Here is a 25,547-nt window from a genome sequence, read left to right as displayed (position 1 = left end):
AAGTTTTTCGTTCCGACTGCGCCGGAAGTGGGGCGAATTATAGAGAGATTAAATCGTGCGTCAAGGGCTAATTTGAAACTTTATCAAATCAGCCCTCGCCACCCTCTATATAGATAGGAGAGGGCGCCTACAGCACGCCCGCGCCACGCAGGCGTTGCACCTCGTCACCCTTCAGCCCCAGTACCTGCATCAGCACCTGTTCGGTATGCTCCCCCAGCAGCGGCGGTGCATTGCGGTACTCCACCGGCGTCTCGGACAAACGAATAGGGCTGGCTACCTGCGGCACGCTGCCGGCCAACGGGTGAGGAATCTCTATGGCCAGGCCACGCGCCTGCACCTGAGGGTCCTGGAACATCTGCGCCAGGTCGTTGATCGGCCCGCACGGTACACCCGCCTGCTCCAGCTGGCTGACCCACTCGGCGGTAGTCTTGAACACCGTGGCCTGGCGAATCAGCGGGATCAGCTCGGCGCGGTTGGCAACACGCAGTTTATTAGTGGCAAACCGCGGGTCATCCGCCCACTGCGGCTGGCCGGCCACCTCGGCGAACTTGCGAAACTGCCCGTCGTTACCCACGGTCAGGATGAAGTCGCCATCGGCGGTAGGAAAATCCTGGTAAGGCACGATGTTCGGGTGCGCATTACCCAGGCGACGCGGCGCAACACCCGTGGTCAGGTAGTTCATCGCCTGGTTGGCCAGGCAAGCCACCTGCACATCCAGCAACGCCATGTCGATGTGTTGCCCGCCGCCATCGTGATCCCGGTGGGCGAGGGCGGCCAATATCGCCACCGTCGAATACAGCCCGGTGAGAATATCGGTCAACGCCACCCCGACCTTCACCGGCCCCGCACCGTCCTCACCCTCCGGGCGGCCGGTAAGGCTCATCAGGCCACCCAGGCCCTGGATCATGAAGTCATAACCAGCGCGCTTGGCGTAGGGTCCGGTCTGGCCGAAGCCGGTGATCGAACAATAGATAAGCCGCGGGTTGATCGCCCGCAGGCTTTCGTAGTCCAGCCCGTAGGCCGCCAGCCCGCCAACCTTGAAGTTCTCGATCAGGATGTCGGACTTGGCCGCCAGCTCGCGTACCAGTTGCTGGCCTTCGGGCTGGGTGAAGTCGATGGTGACCGACTGCTTGTTGCGGTTGGCCGAAAGGTAGTAGGCCGCCTCACTGGTGTTCTCGCCATAGGCGTCCTTGAGAAACGGCGGGCCCCAGGCGCGCGTGTCGTCGCCCGCCCCGGGACGCTCGACCTTGATCACCTCGGCCCCCAGGTCCGCGAGGATCTGTCCGGACCACGGTCCGGCCAGCACTCGCGACAGATCCAGCACCCGCAGATGAGATAGCGCGCCCATGGGCTGGCTCCTTATTAATAGAAAGCCTGCAGACCGGTTTGCGCACGCCCCAGAATCAGCGCATGCACGTCATGGGTACCTTCATAGGTGTTGACCACCTCGAGGTTGACCAGGTGGCGGGCCACGCCGAACTCGTCGGAGATACCATTGCCGCCCAGCATGTCGCGGGCCAGGCGGGCGATGTCCAGCGCCTTGCCGCAGGAGTTGCGCTTCATGATCGAGGTGATCTCGACCGCAGCAGTGCCTTCATCCTTCATGCGGCCCAGGCGCAGGCAACCTTGCAGGGCCAAGGTGATCTCGGTCTGCATGTCGGCCAGCTTCTTCTGGATCAGCTGGTTGGCGGCCAACGGGCGGCCGAACTGCTGACGGTCCAGGGTGTATTGGCGCGCGGTGTGCCAGCAGGCTTCCGCTGCACCCAGGGCGCCCCAGGAGATGCCGTAGCGCGCCGAGTTGAGGCAGGTGAACGGGCCCTTCAGGCCACGTACATCCGGGAAGATGTTTTCTTCAGGCACGAACACGTTGTCCATCACGATCTCGCCGGTGATCGAGGCACGCAGGCCGACCTTGCCGTGAATCGCCGGGGCACTCAGGCCTTCCCAGCCTTTCTCCAGCACGAAGCCGCGAATGTCGCCCGCATCGTCCTTGGCCCACACCACGAACACGTCAGCGATCGGGCTGTTGGTGATCCACATCTTGCTGCCGCTCAGGCGATAGCCACCGTCGACGCTCCTGGCGCGGGTGATCATCGAGCCCGGGTCGGAGCCATGGTTGGGCTCGGTGAGACCGAAGCAGCCGATCCACTCGCCGCTGGCCAGCTTGGGCAGGTACTTCTGCTTCTGCGCCTCGGTACCGAATTCGTTGATCGGCACCATCACCAGCGAAGACTGCACACTCATCATCGAGCGATAGCCGGAGTCGATACGCTCCACTTCACGGGCAATCAGGCCGTAGCACACATAGTTGAGGCCGCTGCCACCGTACTGCTCGGGGATGGTCGCACCCAGCAGGCCAACCTCGCCCATTTCACGGAAGATCGCCGGGTCGGTCTGCTCATGGCGGAAGGCTTCGAGCACACGCGGGGCGAGCTTGTCCTGGGCGAAGTGGAACGCGCTGTCACGCACCATGCGCTCTTCTTCGGTGAGCTGCTGATCGAGCAGCAGCGGGTCGATCCAGTTGAAGCTTGCCTTGCCAGCCATGTGCGAATCCTCGGAAACGTTTTGTCGTGGGTTGATCCTAGGCCGTAACGGGCGTGGCGACAAACGAGGATTGCGCATAGTCTTGTGATAATTTCTCACTTCGTAACGGCACCAACGGCCATTTTTACGACTGATTAGTGAGGTTGACGTATATGCGGCGCAAGATCCCCAGCACCACGGCCCTGGTGTGCTTCGAGGCTGCAGCCCGCCACGAAAGCTTTACCAAGGCGGCCCAGGAGCTCTCCCTGACCCAGGGCGCGGTGTGCCGACAGGTGGGCGGGCTGGAGGAGTTTCTGAATGTGGAGCTGTTTCGACGCTCGCGCCGTGGCGTGAAGCTCACCGAAGCCGGCCTGTCCTATAGCCGCCGCGTCGCCACCCAGCTGGACGCGGTGGAGCGCGATACCCTGTCGGTGATGGGCCAGCAGGGCGCCAACGTGATCGAACTGGCCCTGGTACCGACCTTCGGCACGCAATGGCTGCTGCCGCGACTGAAGGACTTTCAGCGCCTGCACCCCGAAGTCACCGTCAACCTGACCAACCGCACCCGTCCGTTCCTTTTCGCCGACACCCACTTCGACGCCGCCATCTATTTTGGCGACGCCGACTGGTCGGGTACCCAGTCCCACCGCCTGATGGGCGAGAACCCCGTGCCGGTGTGCAGCCCGGCCTTGCTGGCAGGGCAGGCTAGCCTTAGCGCCGAGGACCTCGCGCAACTGCCGCTGCTGCAGCAGACCACCCGACCCTATGCCTGGCGCCAGTGGTTCAACAGCCTGGAAATGAACGTGGCCCGCGACATGACCGGCCCGCGCTATGAGCTATTCTCGATGTTGGCCCAGGCCGCCATGCACGAGATGGGCGTGGCGTTGATCCCGCCCTTTCTCATCCAGCATGAACTGGGGGAGGGCAGGCTGGTGATTGCCAACCCGCATGCGCTGTCGAGCATCAAGGCGTATTACCTGATGATCCCGGAGCGCAAGGTGGAATCCGCCTCACTGCGTGCTTTTCGCGACTGGCTGGTAGCCGAGGCCCAGCGCTATACCGCGCAGCACAAGGATCAGAGCGGTTTGTTGACCCCGTAGTCAGCAAATATCGAGCCCTACAGATATACGAAAATGTCGCAAATGAGCAGACTGTTCCGGTGCACGCCAAAACACCCCTTAACCCTGCTGTTTACGGGGCCTTCGCGACATAAAGCCTGTGCACAAATGCGCTTTCGCGAAATTTGTCTGAAAAAATTTCAAATTTTGCGTAATGTCCCTGAAGCCCACGGTTCGCGGGCTTCAGGCCGTTTATTGCGACATTCGGTCACAGGGTGACTTGTAGTTTATCGTTCGTCACCCTTCAGAACCGGTTGAAGCGATTCAGGATCGCCTGCAAAATGCCGCGCCCCGCCCGGATTCAGGGCGGGATCGTGCTGATCGGCCGCCCCAGACGCACCATCCGCAGTGCGCTGGTTTACCAACAAAAGATCACGCAGGAGAAATTGACGTGCACATTGGTGTTCCTCTCGAAACGCAGACGGGCGAGACACGTGTCGCTGCCACCCCCGAAACCATCAAGAAACTGATCGGCCAGGGTCATCAGGTCACTGTGCAACGTGGCGCGGGCGTCAATGCCAGCGTGCCCGACAGTGCCTATGAAGCAGCAGGCGCGACCATCGGCAGCGCTGCCGATGCGTTTGGCGCACAGCTTGTACTCAAGGTTGTGGCGCCCAACGAAAGCGAACTGGGCCAGATCAACAGCGGCACCGTTCTGGTGGGCATGCTCAACCCGTTCAACAATGACGTGATTGCCAGGATGGCCGAACGCGGGATCACCGCCTTCGCTCTCGAAGCCGCGCCGCGCACCTCCCGCGCGCAGAGCCTCGACGTGCTGTCATCGCAGGCCAACATCGCCGGCTACAAGGCCGTGCTGCTGGCCGCGCATCACTACCCACGCTTCATGCCGATGCTGATGACTGCCGCAGGCACCGTGAAGGCTGCCCGCGTGCTCATCCTGGGCGCCGGTGTGGCCGGCCTGCAGGCCATCGCCACGGCCAAGCGCCTGGGTGCGGTGATCGAGGCCTCGGACGTGCGCCCGGCGGTAAAGGAGCAGATCGAATCGCTCGGCGCCAAGTTTATCGACGTGCCGTATGAAACCGATGAGGAACGCGAGTGCGCCGAAGGCGTCGGCGGCTACGCGCGGCCCATGCCCGCCAGCTGGATGCAGCGTCAGGCCCAGGCCGTGCACGAACGCGCCAGACAGGCCGACATCGTCATCACCACGGCGCTGATCCCCGGGCGCAAGGCACCGACCCTGCTCAGCGCCGAAACCGTCGCGCAGATGAAGCCGGGCTCGGTGGTCATCGACCTCGCCGCCGCGCAGGGCGGCAACTGCCCGCTGACCGTGGCCGACCAGGTGGTGATCGAGAACGGCGTGACCATCGTCGGCCCCACCAACCTGCCAGCCCAGGTCGGTGCGGACGCCTCGGCCCTGTATGCACGCAACCTGCTCGACTTCATGAAGCTGCTGTTCGACAAGGACGGCGCCCTCACGATCAACCTCGAAGACGACATCGTCGCCGCGTGCCTGATGTGCCGCGACGGCCAGGTCATCCGCAAGAACGGATAAGGAGCCAGACAATGGAAGACATGCTGATCTCTCACGGCGTCTACAACCTGATCATCTTCGTGCTGGCCATCTATGTGGGCTACCACGTGGTATGGAACGTGACCCCGGCGCTGCACACCCCGCTGATGGCGGTCACCAACGCCATCTCCGCCATCGTCATCGTCGGCGCCATGCTGGCCGCCGCGCTGACCGTGACCCCGCTCGGCAAGACCATGGGCACCCTCGCGGTGGCCCTGGCAGCGGTCAACGTGTTCGGCGGTTTCCTCGTCACCCGGCGCATGCTGGAGATGTTCAAGAAAAAGGCCGCGAAGGCTGAGGGGAAGAAGTAAACATGAGCATGAACCTGGTAACCCTGCTCTACCTTGTCGCCTCGGTGTGCTTCATCCAGGCGCTCAAGGGCCTGTCGCACCCGACCACCTCGCGGCGCGGCAACCTGTTCGGCATGCTCGGCATGGCCCTGGCGGTAATCACCACCGTCGGCCTGATCTACAAACTGGGCGCGCAGCTGGCCACCGACGGCATCGGCTACGTGATCGTCGGCCTGCTGGTGGGCGGCACTGCCGGCTCGATCATGGCCAAACGCGTCGAAATGACCAAGATGCCGGAACTGGTCGCCTTCATGCACAGCATGATCGGCCTGGCGGCCGTGTTCATCGCCATCGCTGCCGTGGTCGAACCACAGTCGCTGGGCATCGTGGCCAGCATCAGCGACCCGATTCCGGTCGGCAACCGCCTGGAGCTGTTCCTTGGCGCCGCCATTGGTGCGATCACCTTTTCGGGTTCGGTCATCGCCTTCGGCAAGCTGTCGGGCAAGTACAAGTTCCGCCTGTTCCAGGGCGCGCCGGTACAGTTCAGCGGCCAGCACAAGCTAAACCTGGTGCTGGGCCTGGCCACCATCGCCCTGGGCCTGATCTTCACCTTCACCGGCAACCTGACCGCCTTCGCCCTGATGCTGGCCCTGGCCTTCGTGATGGGTGTGCTGATCATCATCCCGATCGGCGGCGCCGATATGCCGGTGGTGGTCTCGATGCTCAACAGCTATTCGGGCTGGGCAGCGGCGGGCATCGGCTTCTCGCTGAACAACTCGATGCTGATCATTGCCGGTTCGCTGGTGGGTTCGAGCGGCGCGATCCTCTCGTACATCATGTGCAAGGCGATGAACCGTTCGTTCTTCAACGTGATCCTCGGCGGTTTCGGCGGCGCCGCAGAAGCGGCCGGCCCGGCCGGTGCCAAGGAGGCGCGCCCGGTGAAATCCGGTTCGGCCGACGACGCCACCTTCCTGCTGAGCAACGCCGACACCGTGATCATCGTGCCCGGCTACGGCCTGGCGGTGGCCCGTGCCCAGCATGCGCTCAAGGAACTGACCGAAAAGCTCACCCACAACGGCGTGACCGTGAAGTACGCGATCCACCCGGTGGCGGGGCGCATGCCCGGGCACATGAACGTGCTGCTGGCCGAGGCCGAAGTGCCCTACGACCAGGTGTTCGAGATGGACGACATCAACTCCGAGTTCGGCCAGGCCGACGTGGTACTGGTGCTCGGTGCCAACGACGTGGTCAACCCGGCGGCCAAGAACGATCCCAAGTCGCCGATTGCCGGCATGCCGATCCTCGAAGCCTTCAAGGCCAAGACCATCATCGTCAACAAGCGCTCCATGGCCAGCGGCTATGCCGGCCTGGACAACGAGCTGTTCTACCTGGACAAGACCATGATGGTGTTCGGCGATGCCAAGAAGGTCATCGAAGACATGGTCAAAGCCGTGGAATAAGCCCTTGAAAAGGCTGTGACAAATAGCCCCAGCGCGGTACCGGCTGGGGCTTTTTAATGCCCGCCCAGCCGACAGAAGGCTCTACTTCAGGCCTTCGCATTCGACCTTGGTCGCGGGACGCCGACAGGCGAAATCAATAGACTGCGCATCTAGCTTTAGTAGCCCGAGATAATAATCCATGTACCGTGATCGTATTCGCTTGTCCTCTTTGCACAGCAAGGTAATGAGTGCGGCCGATGCCGCAGGTTTGATCGAGGACGGCATGACCGTCGGCATGAGCGGTTTCACCCGTGCCGGCGAAGCCAAGGCCGTGCCCCACGCACTGGCCGAGCGAGCCAAGCTGTCGCCGCTGAAAATCAGCCTGATGACCGGCGCCAGCCTGGGCAACGACCTCGACAAGCAGCTGACCGAAGCCGGTGTGCTGGCCCGTCGCATGCCGTTCCAGGTCGACAGCACCCTGCGCAAGGCCATCAACGACGGCAAGGTGATGTTCATCGACCAGCACCTGTCGGAAACCGTCGAGCAACTGCGCAACCAGCAGCTCAAGCTGCCGGACATCGCGGTCATCGAAGCGGTCGCGATCACCGAAGACGGCCACATCGTGCCGACCACCTCCGTGGGCAACTCGGCCAGCTTCGCCATTTTCGCCAAGCAGGTCATCGTCGAGATCAACATGGCGCACAACGCCAACCTCGAAGGCCTGCATGACATCTATATCCCGACCTACCGGCCGACCCGCACGCCGATCCCGCTGGTGAAAGTCGATGACCGCATCGGCAGCACCGCGATCCCGATCGACCCGGCCAAGATCGTCGGCATCGTCATCACCGAGCAGGCGGACTCGCCGTCCACCGTATTGCCGCCGGACGACGAAACCCAGGGTATCGCCAACCACCTGATCAACTTCCTCAAGCAGGAAGTCGACGCCGGGCGCATGACCAACAAGCTCGGCCCACTGCAGGCCGGCATCGGCAGCATCGCCAACGCGGTGATGTGCGGTCTGATCGACTCGCCGTTCGAAGACCTGACCATGTACTCCGAAGTGCTGCAGGACTCGACCTTCGATCTGATCGACGCCGGCAAGCTGAGCTTTGCCTCGGGCAGTTCCATCACCCTGTCGACCCGTCGCAACGCCGACGTGTTCGGCAACCTGGAGCGCTACAAGGACAAGCTGGTGCTGCGTCCGCAGGAAATCTCCAACCACCCTGAAGTGGTACGGCGCCTGGGCATCATCGGCATCAACACCGCACTGGAGTTCGACCTGTACGGCAACGTCAACTCCACCCACGTGTGCGGCACGCGCATGATGAACGGCATCGGTGGCTCGGGCGACTTCGCGCGCAACGCGCACCTGGCCATCTTCGTCACCAAGTCCATCGCCAAGGGCGGCACGATCTCCAGCGTAGTACCGATGGTCAGCCATGTGGACCACACCGAGCACGACGTGGACATCCTCGTCACCGAGCAGGGCCTGGCCGACCTGCGTGGCCTGGCGCCGCGCGAGCGCGCCCGGGTGATCATCGACAACTGCGTGCACCCGGACTACCGCGACGCACTGAACGACTACTTTACCCGCGCCTGCGAAAAGGGTGGGCACACCCCGCACATCCTGCGCGAAGCCCTGCAGTGGCATGAAAACCTGGAAGAAACCGGGCGCATGCTGGCCAGCTGAAGCCGTCCCTGTACAGCCGGTGGCGCGCAATGCGCACCGGCTGTACAGTTGCCCCGTCCAACCGTTACACAAACTGTTCTACTGTACCGGTGTTTTGACGGTACCTTCCTACGCAAAATCCCCTCATTGACCCTAAATTGCACCATTTCAGTGCGGACCGGTACAGTTGCGTCCAATACGAGTGCAACAGTCTGCATAAACAGTTAACTGGCCCATCACAATGCAGGTGAACTGTATCTACTGTTATGGACGACACAGGAGGATCATTGGCATCAGTTAAATCACTACCTAATGCCGCCACAAGCGGAAGGATGACACCATGGAACGTACACTCAGTTCCGATCTGGCTTTTGAAAACAACGCTCAACAATCCCAGGGTTCGCTGCCACTGCGCCTGCTGGCCAACCTGATGCTGTGGCAACGCCGCATCGCCAGCCGCCACCAACTGGCTCGCCTGGACTCGCGTCTGCTGGCTGATGCCGGTATCAGCGAAGCACAACGTTACGAAGAGCTGAGCAAGCCTTTCTGGCGTTGATGCAGGGCCCGCCGGCCAACGCCGGCACCCCCGAATTCAAAAACCCGTCGCAGGTGACTGCTGACGGGTTTTTTGTTTGAAAGGCCCGCGCCAGAGCATTCGAACCCAATACCAGTACAGTTTTTATAAACCAAAATATCACCAGTACAATCGTACAGTTGCGCTGCACGAGCCGGCGAAGCAGACGCCGCTGCACCACCTGCTGCATAATAGCCAGGCCCATATTCAGGAGATCGACCATGTCCCGTACCCGCCTGCTTGGCGCCGCAATGCTGCTGGCCCTGGCCTCCACTGCCCACGCATCCAGCTTCGTGGTCACCACCGATACCGTGGTGCGTGGCGTTGCCGCCTCCACCAACGCGACCTCCGATGCCTCCTCATCGCTGCGCGATGACAAGATCGTGCGCGCCGCCCGTGACGACGCCGCCAGCTTCGTCGCCAGCCAGGGCGCCATCCGCGGTGTGAAACTGGAAAGCGCCTTCGCCCACATCCGCCAGCAGGCCCCGACCCTGCAGGCTTCCGACGCCCAACTGGCCCAGGCGATCCTGGCCATCTGAACCGCGCAAGGGCCCGGTACACGTAACAACGTGTAAAAGCCGGGTACCCTGCGCTGGTCCCCACCCGCGCATTGGGATAGCCTTGCCGCCTGATTTCACAGCCAACCAGACCTCATGCGTTATTTGCTACCGCTGCTGCTCGCACTCTGCGCGTCGACTGCCGCCCAGGCCTTCGACCTGACCACTCAAAGCCTTGTGATTGCGGGCTACGCCACCAGCAAGGTGACCACCGCCCCGTTCGATCGCAAGCTGATCCTGGCCGCCCACGACGATGCCGCCGCCTTCGTCGCCAGCGACGGCGCCCTGCGTGGCGCACAGCTGGAAGCCGCCCTGAACGCACTGCGCCAGCACACCCCCGAACTTCATGCCAGCGACCTTGAACTGGCGCAGGCAATTCTCGTCCAATGATCACAACCGATTTTCCGGAGATGCTCCATGCGTAAACCGCTGATTGCCGCCACCCTCGGCCTGATGCTGCTGGCCGACGTGGTCCAGGCACAAACCCTGGTGGCCACCAGCAATATCATCGTGCGTGCCTTTGGCCGCTCGATCGACTTCACCTCCGACACCACCACCTCGATCCGCGACTCCAAGGTCGTGCGCGAGGCCCGTGACGATGCCGCCAGCTTCGTCGCCAGCCGTGGCGATATCCGTGGCGCGCAACTGGAAGCTGCCTTCGATACCCTGCGCCAGCGCGTTCCCGAAGCACGCGACGCCAGCGACCAGGTGCTGGCCGAAGCCATCCTGTCGCTGTGAAACCCCTTGCCTGGCTGTTGGGCAGCGTACTGACGCTGCTCGGCGCCCCTGCGCTGGCCGACCTGCAACTGCACCTGCAGGCAGACGGCCTCGACCCGCAACAGCAGCGGGCCAGCCAGGCACTGCTCGACGAAGCCCTGCAGGCCCTGCCGCCACGCTTGAAGGCTGAGCTGGACCGCCGCGTCGACGTCTCCTGGACCACCCGCATGCCCGAAGACGCCTATGGCCAGGCGTCGCTGGTATCGAGCCTGGAGCTCAACCGGCGCCTGCTGCCGGGCCTCACCGATGGCAGCGCTGCCACCGCGCAGACCGGCCGGCCGCATGGCACGGTGCGCCAGGAGCTGCTGGCCACCGTTCTCCACGAGCTCACTCACCTGTATGACCGCGCCCGCCTGTGGCCAGCGCCCGAGCGCCGGCTGATCAGCCGCTGCGTGCGCCAGAACACCAGCCTGGGGAAGGTGGGGCTGCCCGATGAATGCCGCGGCCAGACCGAACGCCGCTTCACCCTCAGCGACGACCCGCGCCTGCTCGACCTCGCCGGCTGGCCGCAGTACGTGGGCCGGCGTGGCGAGCGCGAACAGCACAACCGCCAGATCGCGCGCACCCCGGACAGCTACGAGCTGAGCAGCCCCAAGGAATTCATCGCGGTCAACATGGAGTACTTCCTCCTCGACCCGAGCTACGCCTGTCGCCGCCCGGCCCTCTACAAGTACCTGCGCGAGCATTTCGACTGGGCGCCTGCCGCTGCCGAGTGCGCGCCGGGGCTGCCGTTCCTCAACGCCGGCAACGACTTCGACAAGCAGCCGCTGGGCCAGGTCGACCCCGAACGCGTGTACGCCGTGGACTTCCTGCTGGCCGAAGCCAACCAGAACTGGGTCAGCCGCTGGGGCCACAGCATGCTGCGCCTGGTGATCTGCGCGCCGGGGCGCCCACGCGGTCCGGACTGCCGCCTGGACCTGGACCAGCACCTGGTGCTCTCGTACCGCGCCTTCGTCAACGACGTGCAGCTATCGAGCTGGGACGGCCTGACCGGCGCCTACCCCTCGCGCCTGTTCGTGCTGCCACTGGCACAGGTGATCGACGAGTACACCAAGACCGAACTGCGCAGCCTGGCTTCGATCCCGCTCAAGCTCGACCGGGACGAAATCGAAGACCTGGTGCGCCAGGCCGCCGAGATGCACTGGAACTACGACGGCCACTATTACTTCCTGTCCAACAACTGCGCGGTCGAAACCCTCAAGCTGCTGCGCAGCGGCACCGGCAACCCGCGCCTGGCCGGGCTCGACAGCATCATGCCCAATGGCCTGCTCGAGGTGCTGCAGGGTCGTGGCCTGGCCGACATGAGCGTGCTCGACGACCCGCGCGAAGCCTTGCGCCTGGGCTACCGCTTCGACTCCTACCGCGACCGCTACCAGGCCATGTTCCAGGTGCTCAAGCAGCACCTGCCGGTGCCGCAGGCCAGCGTGGAGGCCTGGCTCGAACAGCCACCCGCCCAGCGCCAGCAATGGTTCGCCCAGGCCGACCTGCGCACCAGCGCGGCCTTGTTGCTGCTGGAACAGGCCGGCCTGCGCCGCCAGCTGCTACTGGCCCAGGACGAGGTCAAGCAGCGCTACCTCAGCGGTCGCGAGCTCAACGACACCAACGTGGCCCAGGCCAACAGCACCCTGCAGCAGATCCTCGCCAACAGCGGCTTTCTCAGCAAACCGGCCGAACTGCTGAGCGGCAGCGGCTACGGGCTGCCCCAGGCCAGCGAACGCCAGCAGCTGGAGCAGGCCAGCAGCCAGCGCCAACAGCAACTGCAGCGCCTGACCGGCGACCTGGACAAGGAAGTACGCGCCTTGCTCGGCCCCGAGCGCGCCGCCGAAATCGCCGCCGTCGAAGCCAACCTCAAGCAGCTCGGCGAACACCTGCGCGCATTGCACAAGGCCGCGGGCGGGCTGCAATTGCCCTGAGTCGGTAGTTGACTTTGTAACTGCCTGTGCCACTATTTCGCCGCTTGAAAAATGGCATTTGGCTGCCATTGCGCCCCGCCGAAAGGCGCCGGGACATTTCGCAGAACCTCTTTCTTTCGACGTGACGGCCTGACCTCAAGCAGGCACTGCCGCGCACGGACGACCGTTGGCATGGTGGGATTATATGGACGTAGTCGGAGACGACCGCGAGTACGAGTGGTCGCTGGATGGGCAACGCTGGTTGCAGGATGCCCATGGCAGGTTCTCCCTGACCCACGTCGCCGGCAAGGCGCTGGAAGACGCGCAGCCCGACCTGGACTTTCTCGTCGGTGCGCAGCAGGCGCCCGGTGCGCAGGGCTGGCTGCCGGCCAGCTTCCGCCATTGCCCGCAGACCGGTACAGCCCTCACGCCCGTGCGCTTCGACCGCCAACAACGCTGGTTGCCGCCCTATGGCAACGGTAGCGGACGCCGGGTGGTGGAGGGCAGTTGCCGGCTCGACGGTGCCGAACACACCCTCGCCGCGTTGTACCGCAAGCTGGACGGCGCCACCCCGCGCAGCCTGAACACCGCGCACAAGTACGACCAGCTGCCACGCAAGAACGGCTTGAATTTTCTCGTCGCCAACCTGGGCGGTCATCGCGAGGCGCTGTTTGCGCTGGCCCGCGACGGCAGCCTGTTCCGCTGGCAGCGCCAGGCCCAGGAGTGGGCGGCGCTGTTGCCGCACAGCACCCCGATCGGCCGTTGCAGCCTGCCCAGCTGGGCGTGGGGCGTGAGCCTGCGCGAGGTGGGCGAACAGCAACGCCTGCTGCTGGCCTGTGACGAGGGTGCCACCGAGGTGCGCGTCGACCCGCTCGATGGCCGCTACCATGTCGACCGCTGCCCGGGCCGTGCCATCGCCGCCCCCGGCGATCTCGACGACTTGGTACTGATCCCGCAGCAGATGCCCGACGGCAGCTTCAGCCTGGTGGCACGCCACAATGAACAATGGACCCTGCACCCCATCGCCCACGCCAACCCGGCGCACCTGCAGGGCCTGTCCGCGCCACTGCGCGACCCGGCCTCGCGGCGCCTGCTGTGGATCGGCGCCCACGGCTACCTCAGCGTCAAGCTCGGCGCACAGCTGGACGCCCAGTGGCTGAGCTGGCCCGCCGGTGCCCAGGCCCGCCCCGAATACGGCCCGCCGTTCGTCAACGGCTACGGCATCTGGCAGCAACTGTTCGAGGGCAGCGAGCAGTACTGCCTGCGCCTGGACTCGGACGAACGCAAGGAAGTCAAAGGCTCGCGCCTGAGCACCGGGCACCTGAACTACATGTTCAACGTGCGCCTGGATGCGCCCTGGGGCGAGCACGACGTCGACAACACCCCCACCCGGCGCGAAGTGGTCTACCCCTTCATCGAGTTCATCGACAGCCAGTACCTGCTGTCGGTGCGCGTCGAGTGGCCGTCGAGCCTGCAACAGTTCTTCGGCAACGACCAGGCCATCGACAGCCAGTTCTGCCTGGAACGCGTGGGCCAGCCGCCCTTGAGCATCACCCTCAAAGTGGCCCAACCCTGGAACGCCCAGTGGTTCTTCCACGACAACGCCCTGTGGCTGTACATCGATTCGACTGGAGCGCTCTACCGATGGAACGCATGAACCGCCTGCTGCGCCGTGGCCTGCTGCTGGCCCTGAGCCTGGTGTGCCTGAGCGCCCAGGCGCAACCGCTGCGCCAGGTGTTTCTGGTACAGAACTCCGGCTGGATGGAGCCGTTCTACCTCGACCCGGCTTCGGGCTTCAAACCGCTGATCACGCAACTGGCCGCCACCGCCGCCGGCAACGGCGAAGTGGTGATCGGCGCCTTCAACCAGGCCGACAGCAGCCACCCCTCGCCGCAATGGACCTACCGCGGCCCCGGCACCCACGCCAAGCTCGGTGACAGCGTCAATGCCCTGGCCCTGGCACGCAAGGCCAGTGGCGCCTATGCCGACACCGACTTCAAGGAAGCCCTGCTGGCCGCGATCAAGACCGGCCTGGAAGGGCGCGAAGGCATCATCTGGATCGTCACCAACAACAAGAACAGCCCCAATAACAGCAGCGAGACCCAGCTCAAGAACCGCGAGTTCTACGACCTGCTGCACAAGGAAGACGTGATCAGCCGCATCGCCGCCTTCCCGCAGAAGATGCCGGTCAAGAGCAGCAACTTCGAAGCCAACGGCCTGATGATCTACGCCCTGGCCTACGGCGCCAATGCCGGTGCCGCGCTGGAACAGGTGCTGGCCCAGCCGGCCCTGGCCAAACTGCTGAACGACGCGCGTGTACGCCTCAAGCCGCTGACCCAGGCCGCCGTGCGCTTCATCCCGACCGGCGTCAAGGACACCCCCGACGTCAGTGCAGAGCTGGCCCCCGACCAGCAGACCGTGGTGCTCAACATCAACGTCGACGGCTCGCCCAAGACCGCGGTGTTGCTGGGCCGCTTCGAGAACCAGTTCAACCCCTACCAGATCCACTCGGCCAAAGTCGCGATGAGCCTGGACATGCCCGGCGAAGCCCTGCAGTCGGCGATCTCGATGGACCGCATCGAGAACCTCGAACCCGGCGCCCGCTCCGACGAGCTGTCGATCAGCCTGCAACTGCCGCCGCTGCCGTCGCAGTGGTCCAGCGAAGTGCTGCTGTCCAGCGGCTACCAGCGTGCCGGGGCCATCGAAGTGCGCCTGAGCGAGCAGCAACTGCAGATTTCCCAGCAGTTCATCGAGCGCATGAACGAGCTGTTCCCCAACGATGCACTGCCCGATGTGTTCCTGCCGTCCAGCGAAGCCAGCGCTTCGGCCACCCGCCTGCCGATCGTGCTGCAGATCAGCTACCCGCTGGGCCCGGTGCTGTTGCTGCTGGCCCTGCTGGTGCTGGCGTTGATCGGCCTGTTGCTGGCCAAGGCCCTGATCGGCGGCAAGAAGCCGGTCACGGTGATGGTCGAAGGCATCGCCCAGCAATACCCGCTCAAGCCGTTCAGCAGCGCCAGCGTCTATGACGCCCGGCAGAACAAGGTCGCGACCGTAAAGCGCGGCCTGTTCGGCGCCACCCTCGAAAAACTCGCCGCCGACGTCGCCGTGCGCCTCAAATAACCCAGGACCCCGATCATGACCCAGACCAGCTCCCTGCCAGCCCCCGTAGAAAACGACGCCGCACCGGCCACCACCACCTCCACCCTGAGCGTTCCGGCGCCGCTGATGGACCTGGGCCCGAAAAAGGTCGACAGCCGTGACGCCCTGATCGGCGTGGCCGTGCTGGTAGTACTGGCGCTGATCTTCTTCGTGATCAAGAACGCCTACGCCAACTGGCGCGTGCGCGAGCGCGTGGCCCCCAGCCGCGCCAACGCCTCGGGCTGGTTCCTGTTCCTGGGCCTGCTGCTGGTGTCGGCCATGGCCGTGCTGGCGGTGATCAACTCCGGTCAGTTCCTCACCCCGCTGTACCTTGCGCCACTGGCTGGCGTGGCCGGCATTTCGCTGGTGGCCTGGCTGATGACCTTCTCGGCCAAGCGCTGAGCCCGGCCTGCACTGCCCGCGTCAGGCCTGGCCTGACGCTTCAATTTGATCCACGGATTTAGCCCGCCGACCCGACTCGGCCAGCCCAGCCAGGGCTCATGGAGTTTCAGATGAACGAGAATGCACAACCTTCCGGCCCGGCAGCGCTGAACATGGTCAGCGAGAAGATCCACCCGACGCTGTTCATCGCCCTGGGCGGTACCGGCATGAAGGTCAACATTCGCCTGCGCCGGCGCATTCTCAATGCCATCTGGGGCGGCAACAACCAGGTGCAGCAGATTGCCGACTTCCCCCTGGTGCAGTTCATCAACTTCGACCTGGATGCTGGCGAAGTCACCCAGGACGGCAAGTCGATCAAGACCGACGTGCTGGCCGAACAAGTGGCCTTTACCTCCGAAGAGAAGATCATCGAGCCGCTCAACCTGAGCAAGTACACCCACTCGATGGACGAGCTCAACCGCCACCGTGAAGTGGCCGAATGGTTCCCGCTGACCCCGGACAAGATCCGCGCCCTGGGCATCGACCCCTCCAAGGGCGCCGGGCAGATCCGTGCGCTGTCGCGCCTGTACTTCTACGACAAGTACCCGGTGATCCGCGACAAGCTGCGCGACAAGGTCGGGCGCCTGCTGGCCAACATCGGCGGCAACGCCGACAAGCTCAAGAAGCTCGGCCTGGAAATCGACCCCGGCAAGATCCGCATCGTCATCAGCGGCTCGGCGGCCGGCGGCACCGGGTCCGGTTCGTTCCTGGACATGGGCTACCTGGCCAAGGCGATCCTCAAGGAACACAACATCGCCGGCAAGGTCGACCTGTTCTTCGTGTTGCCCGGCGGCTTCCATGCCTACAACACCGAGCGCGTGCAGGCCAACGGCTACGCGGCGCTGATGGAGCTGGAAACCAGCATGCGCGGCAACCGCCTGGTCAAGCACTGGGACGCCACCGACAACCTGTTCATCGACAACCGCCCGTACGATGACGTCTACATCATCGACAACAGCAACGTCGCCCAGGCCAAGACCAGCGACCAGGAAGACGTCTACGAGATGCTCTCGGACGTGCTGTTCACCGACTTCACCTCGCAGGACTTCGCCAACAAGAAGCGTTCGATCGCGGTCAACCAGAACCAGCACAAGATCCGCTCCTACACTGTGCGCCTGCCCCAGGACTACGGCGACGACACCGAGCTGCGCTTCCCGTGCTCGTACTCATCGCTCGGCCAGGCCGTGCTCGACACCCAGATCGATGCGCGTCAGAACGTGCGCCTGAGCCGTCAGGTACAGCAGATGCTCAAGGCGTTCTTCGGCATCGCCAACGCCTCGGCCAACGACAACCGTCCTACCGACCGCGAGCGTGACGACTTCCTGCGCGAGCAGCTGAACGTCACCCCGCGTACCTTCACCGAACTGCCGGACTTCCTGTCCAAGGTCGAGCTGACCCTGGCCACCGGCGAGTTCACCCACTACCAGATCGCCGACGACCTGCTGCTGGTGGAAGGCGACAACAGCATCACCGCCCAGATCGAGCAGAAGGTCGAAGCGTTGTTCGAACGCCTGCACAGCGGCGGCGCCGACAAGGACCAATGGCTGACCCATGTGCGCGAGATCCAGCAGCAGCTGGAACGCGACACCAAGGGCAGCAACATCGACAGTGCCGAGCGCAACCACGAGGTACGCATCAAGGAAAACCGCCAGCGCCGCCTGGCCGAGCTGGTGCGCGAAGACGCCCTGCCGGAAAAACTCTTCCGTCGCCTGGACGACGATGAGCGCGGTGGCCTGGACTACACCCTGGCCCTGGTCGAGATGCTCAAGGACCGCCTGGAAAACGAAGGCAGCGGCATCATCCCGGCGCTGGAAAAGAACGCCGCACGCTTCAAGGAACTGGCCGAGAAGCTGGAGTCCTCGGAGCTGGCCCGCGAATTCGAGCGCCTCAAGGAAACCACCGGCGGCGGCCTGATGGCCCGCCTCAGCGGCAAGGACAAGCAGGCCGAGACCGTGCTCACCCAGGTCAAGGACACCCTGCGCGACAGCCTGTTGTTCTACGTGCGCCATGTAGCCGCGCGCGAGGCGGCCCAGTTGCTGCGCGAGCTGTCCGACTGGCTGGGCCGCAAGGAGTCGGTGGACCAGAGCGGTCGCGCGGTGTGGAACGGCTTCGTCGGTCGCCTGCAGGACGGGCGCAACGCAGTCGACCAGCTGCTGCGCCGGATCGAGACCGACATCAGCAAGATCGACGCCAGCATCAAGGAAAAACACGCCACGCTGATCCCCCTGGCGCTGGTGCAGAACAGCGAAGAGCAACCGGTGGACGGCGCCCAGGTGCGCGAGTGGGCCAAGGACGCATTCAAGGACTTCGGCGGCTCCAAGACCCTGTTCGGCAAGCTGCAGGACGAGGAGGGCCAGGAAGAGCTGCTGTCCAAGCTGCGCGCCAAGGCCGTACAGCAACTGCCGCGCCAGACCCAGGGCACCGACCCGCTGCTCAGTGCGCTGGCCGCGCTGACCCCGGACGAGCAGCGCGAGAAGTTCCGCCAGCTGCTGCAACGTGCCATGCCGTGGACCCCGCTCAACCTCACCGGCGGCTTCGGCATCGGCAAGGACCGCTACACCTGCCTGGTCGGCGTGCAGGACGCCAATGAGTTCAAGCGCACCTATGGCGCCATGCTCGGCCAGTGCCTGCCACAGGGCACCGGCATGACCGCCGGGCAGATCCAGTTCGTCGAGTCGGGCACCCCGGGCAAGCTGATCTGCTTTACCGAGCTCAGCGGCTTCCCTCTGCCGGCGCTGACCCCGCTGCCGACCTACCTGGCCAGCTACCGCAAGGAAAGCACCACCATCCCGCTGCACAGCCACAAGCGCATCAGCCAGTTCGTGCAGCCGATCCAGTTCACCCAGGAGCAGTACCGCCAGTTCGCCGAGGACTTCAAGCTGTACCTGCACGCGGTCGTGATGGGGGTACTGCGCCGCAACCCGTCGGAACGCTACGAACTGATGATCGACCAGGACTACTTCAGCGTCGGTGACGAGTTCGCGATCCGCCAGAACGGCCTGAACCAGCTACAGCGCAAGGACATCGAAGACCAGCTGCGCCAACGCTACGAGCAACTGCGCAGCCCGCAGCAACTGGCAGCCATGGTCGCGCTGTTCGAAGACCTGCGCCGCGGCGCCTACAAGCCGCAGATGCGCCAGGACGAAATCGGCGTGTCGTCGCTGTACCAGACCTTCCCGTACAAGATCGCCGAGCTGCTGAAAAACGAGTACGACAACCGCCTCAAGCGCCAGGCCCCGGACAACGCCGAGCGCCTTGTCGAGCAGGCGCGCGCGTTGCTGCAGCAGTTCACCGAGCCGGTCAGCGGCTCGCGCGCCGATGTGTACCGCGACGAAGTGCACGACGAGCACAGCGAGAAGCGCACCCTGCTCAAGGACTTCTTCACCAGCGGCTGGCTCGACAGCCTGTTCCAGCCGGCCGCCAGCACAGCGCCAGTTGCCGCCCCCATGCCGGGCATGGCTCCACCGCCGCCACCAGGTGCAGCCGGCATGGTGCCGCCGCCGGTGGCCGCACCGCAGTACAGCTACCACCTGAGCGTGGCCGGCACCAACTATGGCCCGTACACCACCAGCCAGTTGCAGCAGTACGTGCAGACCGGCCAGGTGACCCGCGACAGCCTGTTGTGGCGCGAAGGCATGGCCGCCTGGCTGGGCGCCGGGCAGATCGCCGAGCTGGCCCACCTGTTCGCCCCGACGCCCGCCGCAGCGCCGCCTGTCGGTACCCCACCGCCCGTTGCGCCGATGGCGCCACCGCCTGTGAACTGAGGAAGGCCCCATGTCCGCATCCGCGAAAAATCCGGCCTTCCCGCTCAACTGCGCCAGCAGCGCGTGCAACCAGCCCCTGAGCGGCCCGGTGGCGTTCTGTCCGTACTGCGGCGCCAGCAGCCAGGTTGTGGCCGCTGCACCCGCCGCGCCGGCGCCGGTGGTCGTGGTGAGCGCGGCCCCGCCCCCCATGCCCGCAGCGGCGCCCGCGCCGGTGATCGAATCGGTGCACACGCTGGCCCCGGCAGGCATCGTGAGCACACCGGTGGTGACGCCGCCGCCCGTACCGCCGGTAGTGCAGGGGGCGCCGGTGGCCAAGTCGCGCAACCTTAGGCGCAAGCTTGCCCTGGCCGCCGGTGTGGTTGTGGCGGTACTCGGCTACGGTGCCTACCAGGCCAGCCAACGCCAGTCGCTGCAGCAGTTCGAAGCCGAACTGGCCGCCGGCCAGGCGTGCCTGCGCAGCAGCCAGTTCGACTGTGCGCTGGAAAAAGCCGAAAGCGCGCTGCGCATCGAGAGCAAGGACCCGCGCGCCATCAGCCTGCTGCAACGTGCCCAGGCCGGGCTCGAGGGCCAGCAGCGCGACCAGCAGGCCAAGGCCCAGGCGGCAGCCGCCGCGGCCAGTGCGGCAACCGCTCGTCAGGCTGCGGCCGAACGGGCGCAACGCGAGCAGCAGGCCCGTGAACTGGCCACCAAGGAGCAGCAGCTACGCGACGAGCAAACCCAGCTCGCCAAGCGCCAGCAACAGCTGGAACAACAGGCTCGCGTCGTGCAGCCGGCGCAGCAGCGTCCGCTCACCACCCCGCGCCCGCCCGTACAACGCCCTGCCAGCGCAGCCAATGCCGGGCTGGTGGGCCAGCAACTGAGCCAGGCACGCAGCGCCCTGGCCCGTCGTGACGGTGCCACCGCCCGTTCGCTGGCCAACAGCGTGCTCAGCCAGGACCCTGGCAACCGCCAGGCGCAGATCATCCTGCGCCAGGCCGAGCAGCTGCGCGCTCAGTCGTTCAACACGCCAAAGGGCCTGGGCGGGGTGATCATCGAGTAGCCCGCGCTATAGCGTCTCGCCGGGTTCGCCCGGCAGCTGCTCGTCCAGGTGCACCCAGGGCAGCCGGCTGTCGGTCCAGATATGCCGGCGCGGCTGCACCTGCTCCGGTGCGTCCAGGGTGGTGATGGTGATATCGATGCTTTCGGGGCTCAGGTCGGTGGTCAGCGCCATGTGCGCGCCACAGCGGCTGCAGAAGTAGCGCACGCAGCTGGCCGACGAGTCGTAGCGCTGCGGCGTGCCCAGCAGCCACTGGAAGTCCTCGCAGCGCACCGTCGCCCAGGTCACCAGCAACCCGCCGGTCACGCGCCGGCACACCGAACAATGGCAGTGCGCGACATCCTCCAGCGCACCCGCCACCCGATACCGCACGGCGCCGCAATGGCAGCCGCCTTCATGCACTTCGCCCATCCTCGTCGCTCCTGCAGACCCGCACTGGTTGATGAAACCTTCTGTCGCCTTTGTGCCGCCGAAAGCTGGCTGAAAGCTTGGGCACTTAGCATCGCCTCACCTCCGGCAAAAGACCGGTCAGCCAGGGCTCTGACTTTACTGCAGTGCCCGGCCCAATCAACAACAACAATGGTGATACTGATGTCCTTCCACGCCCGCGTTCTGCCTGCCCTCCCGCCGTCACTCCCAGCACCGCGCACCTTGCGCTGATCCGTTCGTCCCTTTCTCGACGCGCCTCGCCTGGAGTAACTGCCCCATGCTGACCTTCCTCGGCTTCGCCATGGTCATCACCTTCATGTACCTGATCATGACCAAGCGCCTGTCGGCCTTGATCGCGCTGATTCTGGTACCGATCATTTTCGCCCTGTTCGGCGGCTTCTCGGGCGAGATCGGCCCGATGATGCTGCAGGGCATCAGCAAGCTGGCACCCACCGGCGTGATGCTGATGTTCGCCATTCTGTACTTCGCCCTGATGATCGACTCCGGCCTGTTCGACCCGGCCGTGCGCAAGATCCTCAAGCTGGTCAAGGGTGACCCGCTGAAAGTCTCGGTGGGCACCGCCGCGCTGGCCCTGGTGGTATCGCTGGACGGTGACGGCGCCACCACCTACATGATCTGCGTGGCCGCCATGCTGCCGCTGTACAGCCGCCTGGGCATGAGCCCGCGGATCATGGCCGGCCTGATCATCCTGGCCGGCGGGGTGATGAACATGACCCCTTGGGGCGGCCCCACCGCCCGCGCCGCCAGCGCGCTGCACGTCGATCCGTCGGACATCTTCGTGCCGATGATCCCGGCCATGGCCTTCGGCGTGTTCGCCATCCTGGCCATCGCCTATATGTACGGCAAGCGCGAACGTGCCCGCCTGGGCGAACTGCACCTGCCGGGCGATGAAATCGACCACAGTGAAATCAGCGTATCGCAATATCCCGACGCGCGCCGGCCCAAACTGCTGTGGTTCAACGGCGCATTGACCCTGGCCCTGATGGTCGCGCTGATCGCCGGCCTGCTGCCGCTGCCGGTGCTGTTCATGATCGCCTTCAGCATCGCCATGGTGGTCAACTACCCGTGCCTGCAACAGCAGAAGGACCGCGTCGCGGCCCACGCCGGCAGCGTGCTGGCGGTGGTGGGGCTGATCTTCGCGGCGGGCATCTTCACCGGCATCCTGTCCGGCACCGGCATGGTCGAGGCCATGTCCAAGAGCCTGCTGGCGGTGATCCCCGAAGCGATGGGCCCGTACCTGGCGGTAATCACCGCGATCGTGAGCATGCCGTTCACCTTCTTCATGTCCAACGACGCCTTCTACTACGGCGTGCTGCCGGTGCTGGCCGAAGCTGCCAGCCACTACGGCATCAGCCCGGTGGAGATGGCCCGTGCCTCGATCGTCGGGCAACCGGTCCACCTGCTCAGCCCGCTGGTACCCTCGACCTACTTGCTGGTAGCCCTGGCCGGTATAGAATTCGGCGATCACCAGCGCTTCACCCTCAAATGGGCGGTGCTGGTGTGCCTGTGCATCATGTTCGCGGCGCTGCTGATGGGAATTTTCCCGCTGTTCAGCAGCCTATAATTCATCCGTTTCATCCCAACGCTTGCGCGTCGACCCCTGCGGCGCGCAACGCCCCACACGCTCGAAGGAACACACATGGAATGGCTGACCAACCCGGAAATCTGGGTTGCCTTTTTTACCCTGACGGCTCTCGAGATCGTCCTGGGCATCGACAACATCATCATGATCTCGATCCTGGTCAGCCGCATGCCCAAGCACATGCAGCAGCGCACCCGGATCTTCGGCCTGGCGCTGGCGATGGTCACGCGCATCCTGCTGCTGCTGTCGATCGCCTGGGTCATGCGCCTGACCGCCGACCTGTTCCATGTGTTCGGCCAGGGCATTTCCGGGCGTGACCTGATCCTGTTCTTCGGCGGCCTGTTCCTGTTGTGGAAGAGCTCCCAGGAGATCTACCACGGCCTCGAAGGCGAGGACGAAACCCACGACGAGCCGTCTTCCGGCAAGGCCGGTGGCAAGTTCCTGTACACCATCATCCAGATCGCGATCATCGACATCGTGTTCTCGCTGGACTCGGTGATCACCGCAGTGGGCATGGTGTCCCACGTGCCGGTGATGGTGGCGGCGATCATCGTCGCGGTGCTGGTGATGATGCTGTGCGCCAGGACCATCAGCGAGTTCATCGACAAGCACCCGTCGCTGAAGATGCTCGCGCTGTCGTTCCTGATCGTGGTCGGCACCGTGCTGATTGCAGAAGCCTTCGACGTGCACGTACCCAAGGGCTACGTCTACTTCGCCATGGCCTTCTCGCTGGCGGTGGAGGCGATCAACATCAAGATGCGCACCGCGGCGGCGAAAAAGAAACAGCAGAGCGACCCGGTGAAACTTCGCAAGGACATTCCGGGTCAGTAACACTGGCTGCGTTGAACAACAGGCCCCGAATGGGGCCTTTTGTCTTTTGGGACGGCAACGCGCCAGCGAAGTTGCCCGAACCGGCGCGCGAGGTTTCAAAGCCTGTGCATGCATGCCATGCTGGCGCCACGGCCCTTGGCCGACTACAGCTTAAGTGAGCACTGGAAAAAACCGCCGGTCACCAGGCCAGGCTCACCGCGTCATCCACTTGCCCCACTGGGGCGCCTTAACAGGGGGCCGTAAGTATGCTGACCCTGCTCAACCTGCTCTCGGCCGTGGCCCTGCTGATCTGGGGCACACATATCGTACGTACCGGCATCCTGCGGGTGTACGGTTCCAACCTGCGCCGATTGCTGAGCCAGAACATGGCCAAGCGGCCCCTGGCGTTCATCGCCGGCATCCTGGTCACGGCCATGGTGCAGAGCAGCAACGCCACCGCGATGCTGGTGACCTCGTTCGTCGGCCAGGGCCTGATGACCCTCACCCCGGCCCTGGCCATCATGCTCGGCGCCGACGTGGGGACCGCGCTGATGGCGCGGGTGCTGACCCTGGACCTGTCGTGGCTGTCGCCGCTGCTGATCTTCCTCGGGGTGATCTTCTTCCTCTCGCGCAAGCAGACCCGCGCCGGGCAACTGGGGCGCGTAGGCATCGGCCTGGGCCTGATCATCCTGGCCCTGCAACTGATCGTGGAGGCCGCTGCACCGATTACCCAGGCCCAGGGCGTCAAGGTGCTGTTTGCCTCGCTGACCGGCGACATCCTGCTCGACGCCCTGGTGGGCGCGCTGTTCGCCCTGATCTCGTATTCCAGCCTGGCCGCGGTGCTGCTCACCGCCACCCTGGCCGGCGCCGAAATGATCAGCCTGCCGGTGGCCATCGGCCTGGTGATCGGCGCCAACATCGGCAGCGGCCTGCTGGCGTTCCTGAGCACCAGCATGCAGAACGCCGCCGGGCGCCAGGTGGCGCTGGGCAGCCTGCTGTACAAGCTGATCGGCCTGCTGGTGGTCATCCCGGTGCTCGACCCGCTGGTGCACTGGATGGACAGCCTGACCTTCAGCCCGCAAGAGCTGGTGATCGGCTTCCACCTCATCTACAACACCCTGCGCTGCCTGGCCCTGCTGCCCACCGCGACGCCAATGGGGCGCCTGTGCCGCTGGCTGCTGCCCGAGCGCGAGGAAACCAACGGCCACGCCAAGCCCCGCCACCTGGACCCTGCCGCGCTGGACACCCCGAGCCTGGCACTGGCCAACGCGGTGCGCGAGACCCTGCGCCTGGGCGACCTGGTCGACAGCATGCTCGATGCCATGCTCAACGTGCTGCGCGGCAGCCAGACCGCCCTGACCCAGCAGGTGCGCACCCTCAGCGACGACGTCGAGGGCCTGTACAACGCCATCAAGCTGTACCTGGCGCAGATGCCCCGCGAAGACCTCGGCGAGCACGACAGCCAGCGCTGGGCCGAGATCATCGAGCTGGCGATCAACCTCAAGCTGGCCAGCGACCTGATCGAGCGCATGCTGCGCAAGGTGCAGCAGCAGAAGACGTCGCAGCGCCGCGAGTTCTCCCAGGTGGGCCTGGAGGAGCTGACCGTGCTGCAGACCCAGCTGCTGTCCAACCTGCGCCTGGGCCTGTCGGTGTTCCTCAGTGGCGACCCGCACAGCGCACGCCAGCTGCTGCGCGAGAAGCGTCGCTTCCGCGCCCAGGAGCGGCGCCTGGCCCATGCCCACGTCAGCCGCCTGCAGCGCAAGGTGGTGCAGAGCATCGAGACCAGCTCGCTGCACCTGGAACTGATCGCCGACATGAAACGTCTCAACTCGCTGTTCTGCAGCAGTGCCTATGCGGTACTGGGCGGCAGCGATACCGGCGCCCTGATGATCGACAGCGTACCGGACGATGCCCATTCGCCTTGACCCGGCGCTGCCCCGAACCCGTGCAAGG

At 64.8% G+C, this 25,547-nt stretch carries 21 protein-coding genes; 18 read left to right on the top strand and 3 right to left on the bottom strand.

Going from position 1 to position 25,547, the window contains the following annotated elements; translation table 11 throughout:
* Nucleotides 1-127: 127 nt before the first annotated feature.
* Nucleotides 128-1,348 (bottom strand): CaiB/BaiF CoA transferase family protein, encoded by a 1,221-nt coding sequence (locus FW760_RS08100; RefSeq protein WP_043862337.1) that lies wholly within the window; start codon nt 1,346-1,348, stop codon nt 128-130.
* 14 nt (nt 1,349-1,362) lie between these two features.
* Nucleotides 1,363-2,544, bottom strand: coding sequence for an acyl-CoA dehydrogenase (locus tag FW760_RS08095; RefSeq protein WP_054916007.1), 1,182 nt, complete (start codon nt 2,542-2,544; stop codon nt 1,363-1,365).
* A gap of 152 nt (nt 2,545-2,696) precedes the next feature.
* On the opposite strand from FW760_RS08095, the gene FW760_RS08090 reads away from it, so the two are divergent.
* The 15 genes from FW760_RS08090 (at nt 2,697) to FW760_RS08020 (ending at nt 20,755) form a co-directional block, all read left to right on the top strand.
* Complete coding sequence (locus FW760_RS08090; RefSeq protein WP_104571727.1) at nt 2,697-3,623, top strand: LysR family transcriptional regulator; 927 nt, start codon at nt 2,697-2,699, stop codon at nt 3,621-3,623.
* Nucleotides 3,624-4,032: 409 nt separating this feature from the next.
* Nucleotides 4,033-5,154 (top strand): Re/Si-specific NAD(P)(+) transhydrogenase subunit alpha, encoded by a 1,122-nt coding sequence (locus FW760_RS08085; protein WP_043862334.1) that lies wholly within the window; start codon nt 4,033-4,035, stop codon nt 5,152-5,154.
* An 11-nt stretch (nt 5,155-5,165) separates the two neighbouring features.
* On the top strand, nt 5,166-5,483 hold the full coding sequence (locus tag FW760_RS08080) for an NAD(P) transhydrogenase subunit alpha (RefSeq protein WP_043862333.1): 318 nt from the start codon (nt 5,166-5,168) through the stop codon (nt 5,481-5,483).
* A gap of 2 nt (nt 5,484-5,485) precedes the next feature.
* Nucleotides 5,486-6,922, top strand: coding sequence for an NAD(P)(+) transhydrogenase (Re/Si-specific) subunit beta (locus tag FW760_RS08075; protein WP_043862332.1), 1,437 nt, complete (start codon nt 5,486-5,488; stop codon nt 6,920-6,922).
* A 178-nt stretch (nt 6,923-7,100) separates the two neighbouring features.
* A complete protein-coding gene (locus tag FW760_RS08070) occupies nt 7,101-8,594 on the top strand; it encodes an acetyl-CoA hydrolase/transferase family protein (RefSeq protein ID WP_116052465.1) in 1,494 nt (497 codons plus the stop codon).
* 319 nt (nt 8,595-8,913) lie between these two features.
* On the top strand, nt 8,914-9,129 hold the full coding sequence (locus FW760_RS08065; protein ID WP_043862330.1) for a DUF1127 domain-containing protein: 216 nt from the start codon (nt 8,914-8,916) through the stop codon (nt 9,127-9,129).
* Between the two features lie 239 nt (nt 9,130-9,368).
* Entirely contained in the window at nt 9,369-9,686 is a 318-nt protein-coding gene (locus FW760_RS08060; RefSeq protein ID WP_043862329.1) for a DUF2388 domain-containing protein, read from the top strand.
* 114 nt (nt 9,687-9,800) lie between these two features.
* Nucleotides 9,801-10,094, top strand: a complete 294-nt coding sequence (locus FW760_RS08055) for a DUF2388 domain-containing protein (RefSeq protein WP_054916009.1) — start codon at nt 9,801-9,803, stop codon at nt 10,092-10,094.
* 27 nt (nt 10,095-10,121) lie between these two features.
* Complete coding sequence (locus FW760_RS08050) at nt 10,122-10,442, top strand: DUF2388 domain-containing protein (RefSeq protein ID WP_043862327.1); 321 nt, start codon at nt 10,122-10,124, stop codon at nt 10,440-10,442.
* Nucleotides 10,439-12,394 carry a DUF7844 domain-containing protein gene (locus FW760_RS08045; RefSeq protein WP_078481905.1) on the top strand — a complete coding sequence of 652 codons (1,956 nt, stop codon included), beginning with the start codon at nt 10,439-10,441 and terminating at the stop codon, nt 12,392-12,394. The genes FW760_RS08050 and FW760_RS08045 overlap by 4 nt, the downstream gene beginning before the upstream one ends.
* 184 nt (nt 12,395-12,578) lie before the next feature.
* On the top strand, nt 12,579-14,030 hold the full coding sequence (locus FW760_RS08040; RefSeq protein ID WP_116052464.1) for a hypothetical protein: 1,452 nt from the start codon (nt 12,579-12,581) through the stop codon (nt 14,028-14,030).
* A complete protein-coding gene (locus tag FW760_RS08035; RefSeq protein WP_043862324.1) occupies nt 14,018-15,493 on the top strand; it encodes a hypothetical protein in 1,476 nt (491 codons plus the stop codon). The genes FW760_RS08040 and FW760_RS08035 overlap by 13 nt, the downstream gene beginning before the upstream one ends.
* Nucleotides 15,494-15,508: 15 nt before the next feature.
* The gene (locus FW760_RS08030; protein WP_054916013.1) at nt 15,509-15,913 is read left to right on the top strand and encodes a hypothetical protein; all 405 of its coding nucleotides are present in this window, start codon (nt 15,509-15,511) and stop codon (nt 15,911-15,913) included.
* 110 nt (nt 15,914-16,023) lie between these two features.
* Complete coding sequence (locus tag FW760_RS08025; protein ID WP_054916014.1) at nt 16,024-19,716, top strand: tubulin-like doman-containing protein; 3,693 nt, start codon at nt 16,024-16,026, stop codon at nt 19,714-19,716.
* A 10-nt stretch (nt 19,717-19,726) separates the two neighbouring features.
* Nucleotides 19,727-20,755: a hypothetical protein gene (locus FW760_RS08020; protein WP_116052462.1), complete on the top strand. Its 1,029-nt coding sequence runs from the start codon at nt 19,727-19,729 to the stop codon at nt 20,753-20,755.
* Nucleotides 20,756-20,761: 6 nt separating this feature from the next.
* On the opposite strand, the gene FW760_RS08015 is transcribed toward FW760_RS08020, so the two are convergent.
* Nucleotides 20,762-21,163, bottom strand: a complete 402-nt coding sequence (locus tag FW760_RS08015) for a GFA family protein (RefSeq protein WP_043862321.1) — start codon at nt 21,161-21,163, stop codon at nt 20,762-20,764.
* A gap of 295 nt (nt 21,164-21,458) precedes the next feature.
* Between FW760_RS08015 and FW760_RS08010 the strand changes: the two genes are divergently transcribed.
* The 3 genes from FW760_RS08010 (at nt 21,459) to FW760_RS08000 (ending at nt 25,519) form a co-directional block, all read left to right on the top strand.
* Nucleotides 21,459-22,766, top strand: a complete 1,308-nt coding sequence (locus FW760_RS08010; RefSeq protein WP_043862320.1) for a CitMHS family transporter — start codon at nt 21,459-21,461, stop codon at nt 22,764-22,766.
* 75 nt (nt 22,767-22,841) lie between these two features.
* Nucleotides 22,842-23,615, top strand: coding sequence for a TerC family protein (locus FW760_RS08005; RefSeq protein ID WP_043862319.1), 774 nt, complete (start codon nt 22,842-22,844; stop codon nt 23,613-23,615).
* 245 nt (nt 23,616-23,860) lie between these two features.
* The gene (locus tag FW760_RS08000) at nt 23,861-25,519 is read left to right on the top strand and encodes a Na/Pi cotransporter family protein (RefSeq protein WP_043862318.1); all 1,659 of its coding nucleotides are present in this window, start codon (nt 23,861-23,863) and stop codon (nt 25,517-25,519) included.
* Nucleotides 25,520-25,547: the final 28 nt, after the last annotated feature.

The organism is Pseudomonas sp. 1176_21, from assembly GCF_052850635.1.
The sequence above is the reverse complement of the archived record's forward strand: the minus strand, read 5'-3'. Positions and strand labels throughout refer to the sequence as shown.

Excerpts from the sequence above, each read along its gene's own strand:
- FW760_RS08070 (WP_116052465.1), top strand. The coding sequence starts at position 7,101 with ATGTACCGTGATCGTATTCGCTTGTCCTCTTTGCACAGCAAGGTAATG.
- FW760_RS08005 (WP_043862319.1), top strand. The coding sequence starts at position 22,842 with ATGGAATGGCTGACCAACCCGGAAATCTGGGTTGCCTTTTTTACCCTG.
- FW760_RS08090 (WP_104571727.1), top strand. The coding sequence starts at position 2,697 with ATGCGGCGCAAGATCCCCAGCACCACGGCCCTGGTGTGCTTCGAGGCT.
- FW760_RS08060 (WP_043862329.1), top strand. The coding sequence starts at position 9,369 with ATGTCCCGTACCCGCCTGCTTGGCGCCGCAATGCTGCTGGCCCTGGCC.
- FW760_RS08080 (WP_043862333.1), top strand. The coding sequence starts at position 5,166 with ATGGAAGACATGCTGATCTCTCACGGCGTCTACAACCTGATCATCTTC.
- FW760_RS08100 (WP_043862337.1), bottom strand. The coding sequence starts at position 1,348 with ATGGGCGCGCTATCTCATCTGCGGGTGCTGGATCTGTCGCGAGTGCTG.
- FW760_RS08035 (WP_043862324.1), top strand. The coding sequence starts at position 14,018 with ATGGAACGCATGAACCGCCTGCTGCGCCGTGGCCTGCTGCTGGCCCTG.
- FW760_RS08055 (WP_054916009.1), top strand. The coding sequence starts at position 9,801 with ATGCGTTATTTGCTACCGCTGCTGCTCGCACTCTGCGCGTCGACTGCC.
- FW760_RS08025 (WP_054916014.1), top strand. The coding sequence starts at position 16,024 with ATGAACGAGAATGCACAACCTTCCGGCCCGGCAGCGCTGAACATGGTC.
- FW760_RS08095 (WP_054916007.1), bottom strand. The coding sequence starts at position 2,544 with ATGGCTGGCAAGGCAAGCTTCAACTGGATCGACCCGCTGCTGCTCGAT.
- FW760_RS08000 (WP_043862318.1), top strand. The coding sequence starts at position 23,861 with ATGCTGACCCTGCTCAACCTGCTCTCGGCCGTGGCCCTGCTGATCTGG.
- FW760_RS08010 (WP_043862320.1), top strand. The coding sequence starts at position 21,459 with ATGCTGACCTTCCTCGGCTTCGCCATGGTCATCACCTTCATGTACCTG.
- FW760_RS08020 (WP_116052462.1), top strand. The coding sequence starts at position 19,727 with ATGTCCGCATCCGCGAAAAATCCGGCCTTCCCGCTCAACTGCGCCAGC.
- FW760_RS08050 (WP_043862327.1), top strand. The coding sequence starts at position 10,122 with ATGCGTAAACCGCTGATTGCCGCCACCCTCGGCCTGATGCTGCTGGCC.
- FW760_RS08015 (WP_043862321.1), bottom strand. The coding sequence starts at position 21,163 with ATGGGCGAAGTGCATGAAGGCGGCTGCCATTGCGGCGCCGTGCGGTAT.
- FW760_RS08040 (WP_116052464.1), top strand. The coding sequence starts at position 12,579 with ATGGACGTAGTCGGAGACGACCGCGAGTACGAGTGGTCGCTGGATGGG.
- FW760_RS08075 (WP_043862332.1), top strand. The coding sequence starts at position 5,486 with ATGAGCATGAACCTGGTAACCCTGCTCTACCTTGTCGCCTCGGTGTGC.
- FW760_RS08065 (WP_043862330.1), top strand. The coding sequence starts at position 8,914 with ATGGAACGTACACTCAGTTCCGATCTGGCTTTTGAAAACAACGCTCAA.
- FW760_RS08030 (WP_054916013.1), top strand. The coding sequence starts at position 15,509 with ATGACCCAGACCAGCTCCCTGCCAGCCCCCGTAGAAAACGACGCCGCA.